The sequence below is a fragment of the Hymenobacter psychrotolerans DSM 18569 genome (assembly GCF_900142395.1).
Lineage (GTDB): Bacteria > Bacteroidota > Bacteroidia > Cytophagales > Hymenobacteraceae > Hymenobacter > Hymenobacter psychrotolerans.
Map to the genome: position 1 here is coordinate 18,559 of NZ_FRAS01000021.1, position 14,487 is coordinate 33,045.

At 62.7% G+C, this 14,487-nt stretch carries 9 protein-coding genes; 8 read left to right on the top strand and 1 reads right to left on the bottom strand.

Features of this window, described 5'->3' with window-relative positions; all coding sequences use genetic code 11:
* Positions 1–57: 57 nt before the first annotated feature.
* Positions 58–1,983, top strand: coding sequence for a glycoside hydrolase family 88/105 protein (locus tag BUE15_RS16630; RefSeq protein ID WP_073287744.1), 1,926 nt, complete (start codon positions 58–60; stop codon positions 1,981–1,983).
* A gap of 104 nt (positions 1,984–2,087) precedes the next feature.
* Here the strand turns inward: BUE15_RS16630 and BUE15_RS16635 are convergent, their stop codons facing one another.
* The gene (locus BUE15_RS16635) at positions 2,088–3,137 is read right to left on the bottom strand and encodes a LacI family DNA-binding transcriptional regulator (RefSeq protein WP_073287675.1); all 1,050 of its coding nucleotides are present in this window, start codon (positions 3,135–3,137) and stop codon (positions 2,088–2,090) included.
* 302 nt (positions 3,138–3,439) lie between these two features.
* Between BUE15_RS16635 and kduD the strand changes: the two genes are divergently transcribed.
* From kduD to BUE15_RS16675, 7 genes are all read left to right on the top strand, one after another.
* Complete coding sequence (kduD, locus tag BUE15_RS16640; RefSeq protein WP_073287677.1) at positions 3,440–4,210, top strand: 2-dehydro-3-deoxy-D-gluconate 5-dehydrogenase KduD; 771 nt, start codon at positions 3,440–3,442, stop codon at positions 4,208–4,210.
* 88 nt (positions 4,211–4,298) lie between these two features.
* On the top strand, positions 4,299–5,129 hold the full coding sequence (kduI, locus tag BUE15_RS16645; RefSeq protein ID WP_073287678.1) for a 5-dehydro-4-deoxy-D-glucuronate isomerase: 831 nt from the start codon (positions 4,299–4,301) through the stop codon (positions 5,127–5,129).
* A gap of 46 nt (positions 5,130–5,175) precedes the next feature.
* Positions 5,176–8,451 (top strand): SusC/RagA family TonB-linked outer membrane protein, encoded by a 3,276-nt coding sequence (locus BUE15_RS16650; RefSeq protein ID WP_073287680.1) that lies wholly within the window; start codon positions 5,176–5,178, stop codon positions 8,449–8,451.
* Positions 8,452–8,477: 26 nt separating this feature from the next.
* The gene (locus BUE15_RS16655) at positions 8,478–10,358 is read left to right on the top strand and encodes a RagB/SusD family nutrient uptake outer membrane protein (RefSeq protein WP_073287682.1); all 1,881 of its coding nucleotides are present in this window, start codon (positions 8,478–8,480) and stop codon (positions 10,356–10,358) included.
* A 19-nt stretch (positions 10,359–10,377) separates the two neighbouring features.
* Positions 10,378–10,719, top strand: coding sequence for a cupin domain-containing protein (locus tag BUE15_RS16660; protein WP_073287684.1), 342 nt, complete (start codon positions 10,378–10,380; stop codon positions 10,717–10,719).
* A 68-nt stretch (positions 10,720–10,787) separates the two neighbouring features.
* Positions 10,788–12,887, top strand: coding sequence for a pectate lyase (gene pelA / locus BUE15_RS22215; RefSeq protein ID WP_211617680.1), 2,100 nt, complete (start codon positions 10,788–10,790; stop codon positions 12,885–12,887).
* 8 nt (positions 12,888–12,895) lie between these two features.
* Complete coding sequence (locus BUE15_RS16675; RefSeq protein WP_073287748.1) at positions 12,896–14,419, top strand: tagaturonate reductase; 1,524 nt, start codon at positions 12,896–12,898, stop codon at positions 14,417–14,419.
* The last annotated feature ends 68 nt before the right edge of the window (positions 14,420–14,487 follow it).

The window sequence follows — 14,487 nt, forward strand, 5'->3', positions numbered from 1 at the left end:
CAGCGGCACTCTGCCACCGGCGCCCGCCCACCACGTTTGTCTATTTTCATTCCGCCCATGACCTTCCGCCCTTTCCTGCTTTCCGGCCTGCTGCTGACTACTGCTGCTGCTACCGTGCAGGCGCAAACCGCGCCGGCCGCTGCCCGGCCCATGTCGCAGCGCATGACCGATGCGTTTATCAGCTGGCACCCGGATTCCATCCTGATTGGCAACCGCAAAACCGCCCGCTGGGACTATGAGCAGGGCCTGATGCTGAAGGCCATGGAACGGGTGTGGCAGCGCACCGGCGACGCCCGCTACTTCACCTACATCCAGAAAGACCTCGACCAGTTCGTGCGACCCGATGGCACCATCCGCACCTACAAGCTCGAAGACTACAACCTCGACAACCTGACCACCGGCCACGTGCTGCTCACGCTGGGCCAGATGTCGGTGCCGCAGGCCGAGAAGTACCAGAAAGCCGCGCAGCTGTTGCGCAAGCAGCTGGACGGGCAGCCGCGCACCAAGGCCGGCGGCTTCTGGCACAAGAAAATCTACCCCAACCAGATGTGGCTCGACGGCCTGTACATGGCCGAGCCGTTCTATGCCGAGTACAGCCAGGTGTTCAATCAGCCGGCCGGCTTCGACGACATTGCCAAGCAGTTTGCCCTGATTGAGCAAAACCTGGTAGACCCGAAAACCGGCCTGATGTACCACGGCTACGACGAAAGCCGGGAGCAGCAGTGGGCCAACAAAACCACCGGCCAGAGCCCCAACTTCTGGGACCGGGGCATGGGCTGGTACGCCATGGCGCTGGTAGACGTGCTCGACTATTTCCCGCAGAACCACCCCCAGCGCCCCATGCTGGTGAAAGCCGCGCAGCGCCTGGCGCCGGTGCTGGCCAAGTATCAGGACGCCAAAACCGGCACCTGGTCGTTGGTTGTGGACCAGGCTGCGCGCAAAGGCAACTACGCCGAGGCGTCGGGCAGCAGCATGTTTGTGTACTTCCTGCAGAAGGGCGTGCGCATGGGCTACCTCGATAAGAAGTACGCCGACGCGGCCCGCAAAGGCTACGATGGCCTGCTGAAAACCTTCGTGGCTGAAACGAGCGGCGCGCTGGCCTTCAATGGCACGGTGAGCGTGGGCGGCCTGGGCGGCAAGCCCTACCGCAACGGTAGCTACGAGTACTACCTGTCCGAACCCCTGCGCAAAAACGACCTGAAAGGGGTGGGGCCATTCATTCTGGCCAGCATTGAGATGGAAATAGCCGCCGAAAGCCGCCTCGGCAAAGGCAAAACCGTGGCCGTCGATAACTACTTCAACCACGAGCTGCGCCAGAGCAAGCTCAGCGGCCAGCAGGAAACCTGGCACTACACCTGGGACGACCGCACGCACGGCGGCTTCTACTTCTGGGGCCAGCAGTTCCGCGACCTGGGCGCCAAAACCACCACCATTGCCACGGCTCCGACTGCCGCCGCACTGAAGGGCGTGGACGTCTACATCATCGTGGACCCCGACACCAAAAAGGAAACCGCGAAACCCAACTTTGTGCAGCCCGCCGACGTGCAGGCCCTCACGAAATGGGTGAAGGATGGCGGCACGCTGGTACTGATGGCCAACGACACGAGCAACTGCGAAATTCCGCGCTTCAACACGCTGGCCGCCGCCTTCGGGATGCAGTTCAAGCCGCTGAACCTGAATATGGTGAAGGGCAATGAGTTTGAGCAGGGCCGCGTGAATCTGCCGGCTGGCAACGCCGTGTTCAAAACCGCTAAATCAGCCTACATCAAGGAACTGGCGCCGCTGGATGTGAAAGCGCCGGCCACGCCGCTCGTGAAGATGGGTGAGCACACCGTCATTGCGACGGCCAAAGTCGGCAAAGGCACCGTGTTTGCCGTCGGCGACCCATGGCTCTACAACGAGTACGTGGATGGCCGCAAGATTCCGGCTACGTTCGAGAACTTCAACGCAGCCAAAGACATAGCTACCTGGTTGCTGCAATAGCCGGCTAGCTACGCAAAACGCGCCCCGCAGCCATCAAAGCCCAGAGAGTGAATGGGCCGGGCCGCGGGGCGCGTTTTTTTGTGGCCGGTGGCCAGCGTGTGCCGCTAGGTGCGCGCTACGCTCAGGGGCTGCTGCTGGCCGCTGAGCCGCGTGGAGGAGCGCACAATCAGCTCGGTCGGAATCTTCACGGTTTCGATGGGCAGTGCCCGCTGCTTGCGCTCAATCAGGTCGATGAGGCGCTCGGCGGCTACCTGCCCGATTTCAGTGGCCGGCTGCACCACCGTGCTCAGCGACGGGTCCAGCAGGTCGGCCACGTTGAGGTTGGTGAAGCCAATCAGCGACACGTCTTCCGGAATCTGCAGCTGCCGCTGGCGCAACGCCTGCAGGCAGCCCACGGCCAGCCGGTCGGAAGCCGTGAAGAAGGCATCCGGCGGCGACTCCAGGCGCATCAGCTCGTCTACCATCGGGCCTACTTCATCGGACCCGAAGGTGCCGTAGCGCACCAGCGTATCGTCGAATTCCAGGCCGTATTTCTCCAGCGCCGCGCGGTAGCCGGCCAGCCGTTCCCGCGTGATGCTCAGCCAGGGCTGAATGGTGAGGTGCGCAATGCGCCGCCGGCCCGACTGAATCAGGTGCTCGGTGGCCGAAAAGGCCCCTCCGAAGTTGTCGGCCACAATCTGGGTGGCTTCCAGCTCCGGCGAAACCCGGTCGAAGAGCACCAGCGGCACGTTTTTTTCCTGCAGATCCTTCAGGTGCGACACGTCGGACGTTTCGCTGGAAAGCGAAATCAGCAGCCCGTCTACCTTCCGCGACGAAGCCTGCTGCACGTTGGCCACCTCCCGCTCGTACGACTCCTGGCTCTGGAAAATGATGACGTGGTAGCCCCGGTTATAAGCAATGGCCTCGATGCCGTTGATGGCCTGCGAAAAGAAGTAGTTGGCAATCTGGGGCACTATCACGCCGATGGCGCGGCTGGCGCTGCCTTTCAGGCTGAGGGCAATGGGGTTGGGCCGGTAGTTGAGTCGGGCGGCACACTCCATCACCAGGCGCTTGGTTTCGGGGTTAATTTCGTAGGAGCCCCGCAATGCGCGCGATACAGTAGAGGTGGAAATATTCAGCTCGCGGGCAATGTCTTTTATGGTGAAGGTTTCCAACGGATAGGTGGGATTTAGCGGGTGGGTGAGGGCTGACTTACCAAAATGCAAGAACCGCACACGGCGGGACAGGAGTGCTTCCGGGGCTGAAAATAGAAATAGCTGGCCGATTTCGCTGCAACCCCCTTTTTAAGGTACGCAAATCCGGGCGTTGGCAACGTTCCCGATAACGTTTGCACGAATAAACATTGTGCTATTCTTCCATTTGGCTCGCACAACGCATAACCTTATAAGAGCTGATTGGCACGGCAGTGTACGAAAGATACACCTCCATTCTTCGAAAAGTTTATAACCCCACCTCCATGAGCATTCCCACCGCCTTTGACCTTACCGGTAAAGTAGCCCTCGTAACGGGCTGCAACAAAGGCATTGGTCAGGGTATGGCGCTGGGGCTGGCCGCTGCCGGCGCCGACATCATCGGCGTGTCGGCCACGCTGGCCCTGCAGGGCTCCGAGACAGAGCAGAAAGTGCAGGCCCTGGGCCGCCGCTTCACCGCCTACCAGGCCGATTTCAGCCAGCGGGCTTCCGTGGATGCTTTTCTGCAGCAGGTGCAGCAGGATTTCCCGCGCATCGATATTCTGATCAACAACGCCGGCACCATTCAGCGGGCCCCCGCCGCCGAGCACGCCGATGAGCTCTGGGACAATGTGCTGGCCATTAACCTGGACGCACCGTTCCGGATTGCGCGCGCCATCGGGGGGCGCATGCTGGCGCAGGGCTCGGGCAAAATCATCTTCACGGCTTCGCTGCTCACGTTCCAGGGCGGCATCAACGTGCCGGGCTACGCGGCCAGCAAGGGCGCTATTGGCAGCGTAGTGAAGGCGCTGGCCAATGAATGGGGCGGCCGCGGCGTCAACGTCAACGCCATTGCGCCCGGCTACATCGCCACCGACAACACCGAGGCCCTGCGCCAGGACCCGGAGCGCAGCCAGAGCATTCTGGGCCGCATTCCGGCCGGCCGCTGGGGCAAGCCCGAAGATTTCCAGGGCCCCACTGTGTTCCTGGCCTCTTCGGCTTCCGACTATGTGCACGGCACCATCCTCACCGTCGATGGCGGCTGGATGGGACGATAGAGTACCTGAACAAGCTGAGTAACTGAGTGGTCTGCTCGCTTCTATCCGAACCGGCGGCCTCTCACCACCACGTAAACCACCCCTCCGAATGAACCAACGATATGCCATCGGGCCGCGCGAGACAGCGGCGATGAACACCGAGCAGCTGCGGGAGAATTTCCTGATTGAAACTCTGTTTGTGCCCGGCGAAATCGAGTTGGTATACACGCACTACGACCGGATGATGGTGGGGGGCGTGGTGCCCACGGCCGAGGCCATTGACCTGCCCAACCCCGGCAACCTGAAGGCCGAGTACTTTCTGGAGCGCCGGGAGCTGGGCATTCTCAACATCGGCAGCGCCGGCACCGTGACGGTGGACGGCACTACGTATGAGCTGGGCCGCCAGGACTGCCTGTACGTGGGCAAAGGCGCCAAAGACGTGCGCTTCGCCAGCACCGATGCCACGCAGCCCGCTAAGTTCTATCTGCTTTCGACGCCGGCCCACGCCACGCACCCCACCACCCGCCTGAGCCAGGCCGAGGCCACGCCCGTAACGCTGGGCGAGCTGGAAACGGCCAATCAGCGCACCATCTATAAGTACATCTACGCCGAAGGCATTCAGAGCTGCCAGCTGGTAATGGGCCTCACGCAGCTGCACGCCGGCAGCGTGTGGAACACCATGCCCGCCCACACCCACGACCGGCGCATGGAAGCCTACCTCTACTTCGACATGCCTCAGGGCCAGCGCGTGCTGCACCTGATGGGCCAGCCCCAGGAAACCCGCCACCTGTGGGTAGGAGAGGGGCAGGCTATTCTGTCGCCGCCGTGGTCTATCCACTCGGGCTGCGGCACGGCCGGCTACACCTTCATCTGGGGCATGGGCGGCGAAAACCGCGAGTACACCGACATGGACCCGGCTCCCATCGACCAGCTGCGCTAAGCCAGCTACTTCCTGAAGCTTCTTCATCCAAAAATTCCCACACATCATGAAAAGAAAACTACTGTTGCTCGCGCCGCTCATGGTGTGTGCAGCTGCCCCCGCCTGGGCGCAACAGCGCCGCGTGCAGGGGGTCGTGAAATCAGATAAAGGTGAGGCTCTGCCCGGCGTAACGGTGGTAGTGAAAGGCACCACTAACGGCGCCTCTACCGACGGCGACGGCCGCTTCAGCCTCTCGCTGCCCGAGGGCACTGCCGCCACGCTTAGCATCAGCTACATCGGCTACGTGTCGCAGGATGTGCCGGTGGGCAGCAAAACCGACTTCGAGATTTCGCTGAAGGAAGACAGCAAGGTGCTGGATGACGTGGTGGTAATCGGCTACCAGGCCGTGCCGCGCCGCGACGTAACCGGCTCGGTTTCGTCGGTGAGCGCGCAGCAGATCAAAGACATTCCGGTAAACTCGGCCGCTGAGGCCCTGACCGGCCGTCTGGCAGGTGTGCAGCTGACCTCGGCGGAAGGCACGCCCGGCAACCTGAACGTGCAGGTGCGCGTGCGGGGCGGGGGCTCCATCACGCAGGACAACTCGCCGCTGTACGTGGTGGACGGTATCCAGATTGAAAACGCCCTGTCGGTAATTGCGCCGCAGGATATTGCCTCGGTTGACGTACTGAAGGACGCCTCCGCTACGGCCATTTACGGCGCCCGGGGTGCCAACGGCGTAGTTATCATCACCACCAAAAAAGGCATCGAAGGCCGCACCGTGGTGAGCTACAACGGCTTTGCCGGTTTCCGCCGCATCAGCAGCAAGCTGGACGTGCTGAACCCTGCGCAGTACCTCGACTACCAGTTTGAGCGCGCCAGCGTGATTGGCAACAGCTCGGGCGGCCTGACGACGTTCAAGAACCTGTTCGGCAGCTCCAATTTCCAGAGCGACACCATCAGCCGGGCCCGCAACTCTCCTTTCCTCAACTGGCAGGATGAGGTGTTCGGCCGCGACGCCTTCCAGCAGACGCACAACGTGTCTATTGCGGGCGGCGTGAAAGGCACCACCTACTCGCTGAGCCTGACCCGCAACGAGGAGGACGGCATTCAGCGCGGCTCCGACTACGTGCGCAACCTGATCAACTTCCGTTTCGACACCAAGGCCAGCGAGCGGCTGAAAGTGGGCATGAACGTGCGCTTCAACGACCAGGGCACCAACGGCGCGGGCACTTCTACCACCGGCTCCAACACCACCTCGCGCCTGCGCAACACGGTGCAGTATCAGCCGCTGTCGGTGCCCCGCGCCGATGGCAGCGTGATTGACATTTCGGCGTTTGACCCCGAGTTCTTCGAGACTTCGACGCTCGTTAACCCGGTTATTGCCATCGACAACGAGTACCGCAACGACAAGCGCCGCACGCTCAACATCGGCGCCAATGCCGCCTTCCAGATTATGGAGGGCCTGACGTTCCGCTCCACGGCGGGCTTCGACATCACCAACCGCAACCTGAGCACCTTCAACGGCCGCTACTCGCCCACCATCCGGCAGGCTTCGGGCGGCTACGCCAACCTGCCCTTCGCCACCATCACGACCGAGACGCAGGAAACGCTGAACAACTCCAACGTGCTGGACTACAGCAAGAAAACGGGGCTGCACTCGTTTGGCGTGCTGCTGGGCCACGAAATCTATCAGCAGAAAAACGTTCAGCAGTACATCCAGACCAACTTCCTGCCGCTGGACATTACGGCGGAGCGGGCGCTGGCCAACATCAACCAGGGCGTGCTGCCCGCCGGCCAGACCGCGCAGCCGGTACTGCCCCAGACCAGCATTCCGCAGATTTACCGCTTGCTTTCCGGCTTCGGTCGTCTGACGTACTCTTACGACGATAAGTACCTGTTTACGGGTACGTTCCGGGCCGATGGCTCCTCGAAGTTCTACACCGGCAACAAGTGGGGCTTCTTCCCCGGCGCTTCGGTGGCGTGGCGCATTTCGCGTGAGGAGTTCTTTAAGGAGGTTACGGCTGTATCGGACCTGAAGCTGCGCCTGAGCTACGGTGAGGCCGGCAACAACCGCATCAACGACTTCCTCTACGACCAGCTGTTCCAGGCGGGCAGCGCACCGTATTCGCTCAACAACAACATCGTGCTGGGTTCGGCCGCTACCACGCTGCCCAACCGGGACCTGAAGTGGGAATCCACGACGTCGCGTAACATTGGGGTTGACCTCGCGCTGTGGGACAACCGCGTGCAGGTAACGGCGGATGCCTACTACAACACCACCCACGACCTGCTCATCAACCGCCCGATTCCGCCGTTCCTAGGCTACACCTCGCAGCAGCGCAATATCGGCTCTACCACCAACCGTGGTATCGAGCTGCAGGTAATCGGCACCATCGTCCGGAACGAAAACTTCACCTGGACGGCCACGGCCAACGGCGCCATCAACCGGGGCCGCATTGAAAGCCTGGGCGAAGGGCTGACTGAAATTCCGGGTATTGCCTCGGGCTGGGCCGGTACCGCCCTCAACCAGGACTTTGTGGCACAAGTGGGCCAGCCAATCGGCCAGATCTACGGCTACGTGACGGACGGCTACCTCACTGCCGACGACTTCACGGGCTACGTACCGGCTACCACGCCGGGCGGCATTGGCTCCTGGACGCCCCGCACCGACCAGCCGCTGCTCAACAACCTGGGCCTGATTGGCGAAACCGCCTTCCGGCCGGGTCTGATCAAGCTCAAGGACCTGAACGGCGACGGCAAGATTGATGCGCAGGACCAGACGGTTATCGGCAACACCAACCCCAAGCTGGTGGGCGGCCTGAACCAGCAGTTCACCTACAAGAACTTCGACGCCAGCATCTTCCTGAACTTCGTGCTGGGCAACAAGGTTTACAACGCCAACAAAATCGAGTTTACGACGAACACGGCCAACACGGCCTTCAACAACGTGCTCGACATCATGGCCGACCGGTACCGGATTCTGGAGGCCGACGGCAGCCCGATTACCACGCTCGACCGGTTGCGCGAAGTAAACCAGAACGCCAACATCTGGACGCCGACCCGCGGCTACTTCATGCACTCGTGGGCCGTGGAAGATGGCTCGTTCCTGCGCGTCAACAACCTGACCCTGGGCTACACGGTGCCTAAAGCCGTAACGCAGCGCGCCAAAATCAACAACCTGCGCTTCTACGTGACGGCCAACAACCTCTACACCTTCACCAAATACACGGGCTACGACCCGGAGGTGAGCACCCGCCGCGCCAGCCCACTGACGCCGGGCGTCGATTACGCCGCCTATCCGCGTAGCCGCGCCTTCCTGTTCGGCGTGAACCTGTCTCTGTAATTCCCACTCGCTTCTTGCCTCAGATTATGAAATCGTTCATTCCTTTCCGAGCCGCGGTAGCCGCGGTAGTCCTGGCGGGTGGTGCCGGACTGGTGTCTTCCTGCAAAGACTACCTCGATATTGAGCCGGTAGCCCTGAACACCACGGCGTATACCTTCAGCACCGTAGCCGGGGCCACCGCCGCCGTCATCGGCGCCTACGACCCGCTGTCCGGCGACCAGGCGTACGGCACCCGCATCAGCATGTACTTCCCCTACGATTCCGACGAGATGATCGGGTCGGCGGGGCCGGCCGACGGGGCCCGCCGCAGCATTGCGCGCTACACCATGCTGCCCACCAACACCGAAATCACCAACCCCTGGAACCAGCTGTACCAGGGCGTGGAGCGCTCCAACATCTGCATCCAGCAGATTCCGCAGATGGACCTCTACACCAACGGCTCGGCGGCCGATAAGGACGCCCTGCGCCGCCTGCACGGCGAGGCCCTGACGCTGCGGGCCCAGTACTACTTCGAGCTGGTGCGCAACTGGGGCGATGTGCCGGCCCAGTTCACGCCGTCGGTTTCGGGCCAGGACTTCAACCTGCCGAACGCCGACCGCAAAGCCACGCTGACCAAGCTCATCGAGGACCTGCTGCTGGCCGAGGAGCTGGTGCCGTGGCGCACGGCCGCCGGCCCCGCCAACGAGCGGATTACCAAAGGCGCTGTGAAAGCCCTGCGGGCTCGTCTGGCGCTGTTCCGGGGTGGCTACTACGCCAACGCCCGCACCGGCCAGATGGAGCGCGCCCCCGACTACCAGGACTATTACCGCATTGCCCGCCAGGAGTGCGCCGAGCTGATGGCTAACCGGGGCGAGCACAACCTGAATCCCAGCTTCCTGGAGGTGTTCAAGAGCATCAACGAGAAGCGCGCGGAAGCGGCCAACGAAATCCTGTTCCAGGTGGGCATGTCGACGGCTACGGCCGGCTCGGGCAGCAAGCTGGGCTACTACAACGGCCCGCGCCTGCAGAACACTACAGGCATCTACGGCTCGACGCAGGGTGCCGTTACTATTGCGCCGCCTTACTTCTACGCGTTCGACTCCACCGACACGCGCCGCGACGTTACGATTACGCCCTACGGCATCGGTACGGGTACCAACTTCCAGTCGGGTGTGGCGCTGAACTCCGTCACGGACGGCAAATTCCGCCGAGACTGGCACGTGCCGCCCGTAACCGGCTCCGTCAACTACCTCGACTACAACTGGCCCCTGATTCGCTTCGCCGACGTGCTGCTGATGTACGCCGAAGCTGAAAACGAGCTGAACGGCCCGACTGCTTCGGCGCAAAGTGCACTGCTGGAAGTGCGCGGCCGTGCTTTCGGCGGCGACCGGACCAAGGCGCAGGCTACTCTCACCGCGGCTGGTTTCAGCCTCGCCGGCAAAGACAACTTTTTCAATGCGCTGGTAAACGAGCGGTATCTGGAGTTCGGCAGCGAAGGCATCCGCAAGTACGACCTGATCCGCTGGAACCTGTTCGCTACCAAGATTGCCGAGGTGAAAGCCAACATCGAGAAGATGGCCCGGGGCGAAGCGCCTTACCAGAACGTGCCGCTGTACATGTACTACCGCACGCCGGCCGCCGGCCCCGTGCAGTGGACCCGCTCGTTCTACCGTCCCTCACCCACGCCCAACACTGCGCCGGCCGGTACCGTGCGCGTGAACTGGCGCCAGGCCATCAATGGCGCTTACGTTGCCAACACCAAGCCCGTAGGCACTTCCTACGTGCTGACGCCGGGTGGCAATGCTGATGTGAGTGTGGCCAGCGGCCTGGCCGCCGAGTACGTGCCCAACCGCGGCAAAGAGCTGCTCCCGATTCCGCAAAGCACGCTCAGCTCCGACCCGGCGCTGGTGCAGAACTTCGGCTACTAACGCCTTTCCGGTTTTCGTTATGCTCCTCGCCTCCAACCGCCTGTTTCTCGAAGACGATGCCCAGCCCTGGGAAACCGTGGGCGAAGGCGTGCGCCGCAAGGTGCTCACCTACGACAGCCAGCTGATGCTGGTGCGGGTGGAGTTTGAGGCGGGGAGCATCGGGCCGCCGCACCGGCATGTGCACACGCAGATGACGCACATCGTCAGCGGCCGGTTCAACGTGACCGTCGATGGAAAAATGCGGGTGCTGCAGGCCGGCGACACGTTTCATGCGCCCTCCAATGTGGTGCACGGCGTGGTATGCGTGGAAGCAGGCGTGCTGCTTGATGCCTTCAGCCCGATGCGGGAAGATTTTGTGTAGTGGCTGAGCCATTTGAATTTATGAGACTACTGAGGAAACTACTGCTCCTGCTGACGGGGATAGGGGGGATGGGGATCTTTTCAGCCCGGGCCCAGCAGGTGACGGTGGCAGCGGATGGTTCGGGCCAGTTCCGGACCATCCAGGCTGCTCTCAACAGCTTGCCCAACGAGGCCGCCAGGCCGCGCACGGTGTACATCAAGAATGGCACCTACCGCGAAAAGGTGATGCTCGATGGCAAGCAGAACATCACGCTCAAGGGCCAGAGCGAAAAGGGCGTGGTACTCACCTACGCCCAGGCCCGCGACGAGTGGCGCTGCGACCCGGTGGCCGGCCAGGACGACTGGGGTGTGGCCACGCTGAACATGCGCAACTCGCCGGATATCACGCTCGAAAACCTCACCATCATCAACAGCTACGGCTTCGATGCCAAAGGTGACGTGGAAATACCCTGCGCCACGGCTCCGGGCGGCAAGCGCACCATCGGCAAAAACGGCCACCAGATGGCTCTGCGCACCATGCCCGGCACCACCCGCCTCACCGTGAAGCACTGCACGCTGCGGGCGCTGGGCGGCGACACGGTGAGCCCCTGGGATGTGGACGCCGGCATGTACTACTTCAAGGACTGCACGCTGGAAGGCGGCGTGGATTTCTACTGCCCCCGCGGCTGGGCCTTCGCCGAAAACTGCCGCTTCATCTGCCACAACACCTCGGCCGCCATCTGGCACGACGGCTCCGGCAATCAGGAGTCGAAAACGGTGCTCAAGAACTGCTCGTTTGAGGGCGATGCCGGCTTCAAGCTGGGCCGCTTTCACCGCGAGGCGCAGTTCTTCCTGGTGAACTGCAAGTTCTCGCGCGACATGGCCGACGCCGACATCTACCAGGCCAGCTCGGGTCCGGGTGCGAAGCAGTGGGGCCGCCGCGTGTATTACCAGAACTGCCGCCGCGAAGGGGGCGACTACGCCTGGCACAAAGACAACCTGAGCACCGCCCCCGGCGCCCTGAAAGCCTCCAACATCACGGCCGACTGGACGTTTGGCGGCCGCTGGTATCCGGTATCGGGCAAGCCTGCCACGGTAGCGTTGCCCGCTTACGACCCCACAGCCAAAGACCGGTACTCCGCATTGCCCCAGGCGGCTTCTACTGCCCCGGCAGGATCTGCTGCTGCCGCGCCTTCCACCGACAGCGTGGCCGAGAAGATGCTGGTGTATCAGCGCAGCGTAGGAGGCTGGCCCAAAGCCGTTGGCAGCGCCAAAGTAGACTACAGCAAGCCGCTGTCGGCAGCAGTGCGGGCCAGCACGCTGGCCGATGCCGGCCGCAACGACGCCACCATCGACAACGACGCTACCACCCGCGAAATCCGCTACCTGGCCAAGGCCTTCAAAGCCACCGGCAAAGCAGAGTATAAGGCAGCGGCTGAGAAAGGAGTCCGGTTTCTGCTGCAGATGCAGTACGCCAACGGCGGCTTTCCGCAGTACTACCCCGACAAGAGCAACTACCGCCACCAGATAACCTACAACGACAACGCCATGGTGAAGGCGCTGCAGGTACTGCGGGACCTGAGCCGCCGCACCAACGACCTGGACGCGCTGAACGCCAGCCTGACCGAGCCCGCCACCCAGGCCGTGGCACGCGGCATCGACTGCATCCTGAAAACGCAATACGTGCAGCGCGGCAAGCTCACGGCCTGGTGCGCCCAGCACGACGAGGTAACCCTGCAGCCTGCCAAGGCCCGGGCTTTCGAGCTGGCCTCGCTCAGCGCCATGGAATCGGTGGGCATCGTGCGGTTTCTGATGGATACCGAAAACCCGACGCCCGCCATCCGGCAGGCCGTGGAGGCCGCCGTAGCCTGGCTCGATGCCGTGAAGCTGACCGGCTACGCCGTGAAAGACCAGCCCGACGCCCGCCAGCCCAAAGGCTTCGACCGGGTGATAGTGCCGGAAGCCGGCTCCACCATCTGGGCCCGCTTCTACGACCTGGAAACCAACCAGCCGATTTACGTGGGCCGCGAATCCAAGCCCCAGGCCAGGCTGGCCGACATTGAGTATGAGCGCCGCACGGGCTACGCCTACGCCGGCGTCTGGCCCGAAAAGCTGCTGAACCGCGAGTATCCGCGCTGGCAGCAGAAATGGAACACAACCGCCAGCCCCGCGCCGGGCAGCACAAAGTAAGACTTGTTATGTCGCATCTATCCCAACAACTGATAGCTCAGGCCGCCGCTACCACTGCCGTAGCGCTGCCTCAGCCGGCGCATTTCCAGCTGCCGGAGAAGGTTCTGCAGTTCGGCACCGGCGTGCTGCTGCGCGGCCTGCCCGACTACCTCATCGACAAAGCCAACCGCCAGGGTATCTTCAATGGCCGCATTGTGGTAGTCAAATCCACTGACGGCGGCGACATCGACGCGTTTCGCCGCCAGGACGGGCTGTACACGCTCGGTATCCGGGGTATTGAGGATGGCCGCGAAGTAGAAGAAAACGTGGTGTGCTCGGCCATCAGCCGGGTGCTGTCGGCCAAAAGCCAGTGGGCCGAAATTGTGGCCTGCGCCGCCAATCCGGAGCTGCAGGTGGTGATTTCCAATACCACGGAAGTCGGCATCCAGCTCACCACCGACGACATTCAGCAGAGCCCGCCGCAGTCTTTCCCCGGCAAGCTGCTGGCGTTTCTGCTGGCCCGCTACCAGGCCTTCGGCGGCGACAAAGACAAGGGCTTGGTGATAGTGCCCACCGAGCTGATTGCCGACAATGGCACCAAGCTGGAAGGCATTCTGCTGGAGCTGGCCCACCGCAACGGCCTCGACGCCGAGTTCATCGACTGGCTGGAAACCGCCAACCAGGTCTGCAACTCGCTCGTGGACCGCATTGTGCCCGGCCGCCCCGACGAGGCCACCCAGCAGGCACTGGCCACCCAGCTGGGCTACCACGACAACTTGCTGACCATCTCGGAAGTATACACGCTCTGGGCCATTGAAGGCGACGAGCGGGTGAAGCGCATTCTGAGCTTCGAGCAGGCCGATGCCGGCGTCATCGTGCAGCCCGACATCAACCTGTTTCGGGAGCTGAAGCTGCGCCTGCTCAACGGCACGCACACGCTCAGCTGCGCGCTGGCGTTTCTGGCCGGCTTCCCAACGGTGCGTGAGGCGATGGAAGACGAGCAGATGGCCGGCTTCATCCGGAACCTGATGCTGACGGACCTGCTGACCGGCATTCCGTACGCCGTGGAAGAGAAAGTAGGCCAGCGTTTCGGCCGCCAGGTACTCGACCGGTTCCGCAATCCGGCTATTGAGCACCGCTGGCTGTCCATCAGCATGAACTACACCATGAAGATGCAGATGCGCAACGTGGCTACGCTGCTGCACTTCTACCAGCAGCAGCAGGCCGTGCCGCACTACATGGCGCTGGGCTTCGCGGCCTATCTGCTGTTCATGCGCGGCACGCACGAGCAGGCCGGCAACTGGTACGGGGAGGCCCACGGCCAGCACTACCTGATTCAGGACGAAAAAGCCGCCTATTTCGCCGACCTGTGGGCGCGTCTCGAACCGGCCACGCTGGTCCGGACGGTGCTGCACAACCAGAACATCTGGGGCCACGACCTGGCCGCGCTGCCCGGCTTCGCTGACAGCGTGAGCCACTACCTGAGCCAGATGCTGCAGCACGGTGTACGCGCCACGCTGGCTACGGCCCTGGACAAAGCCCTGGCAGTGTAAGGACCGGGCCGGGCTTACGCCGTACCGGAGAGTACATGAAGCTAAGCCCGCCGCCCGCCGCTACATTC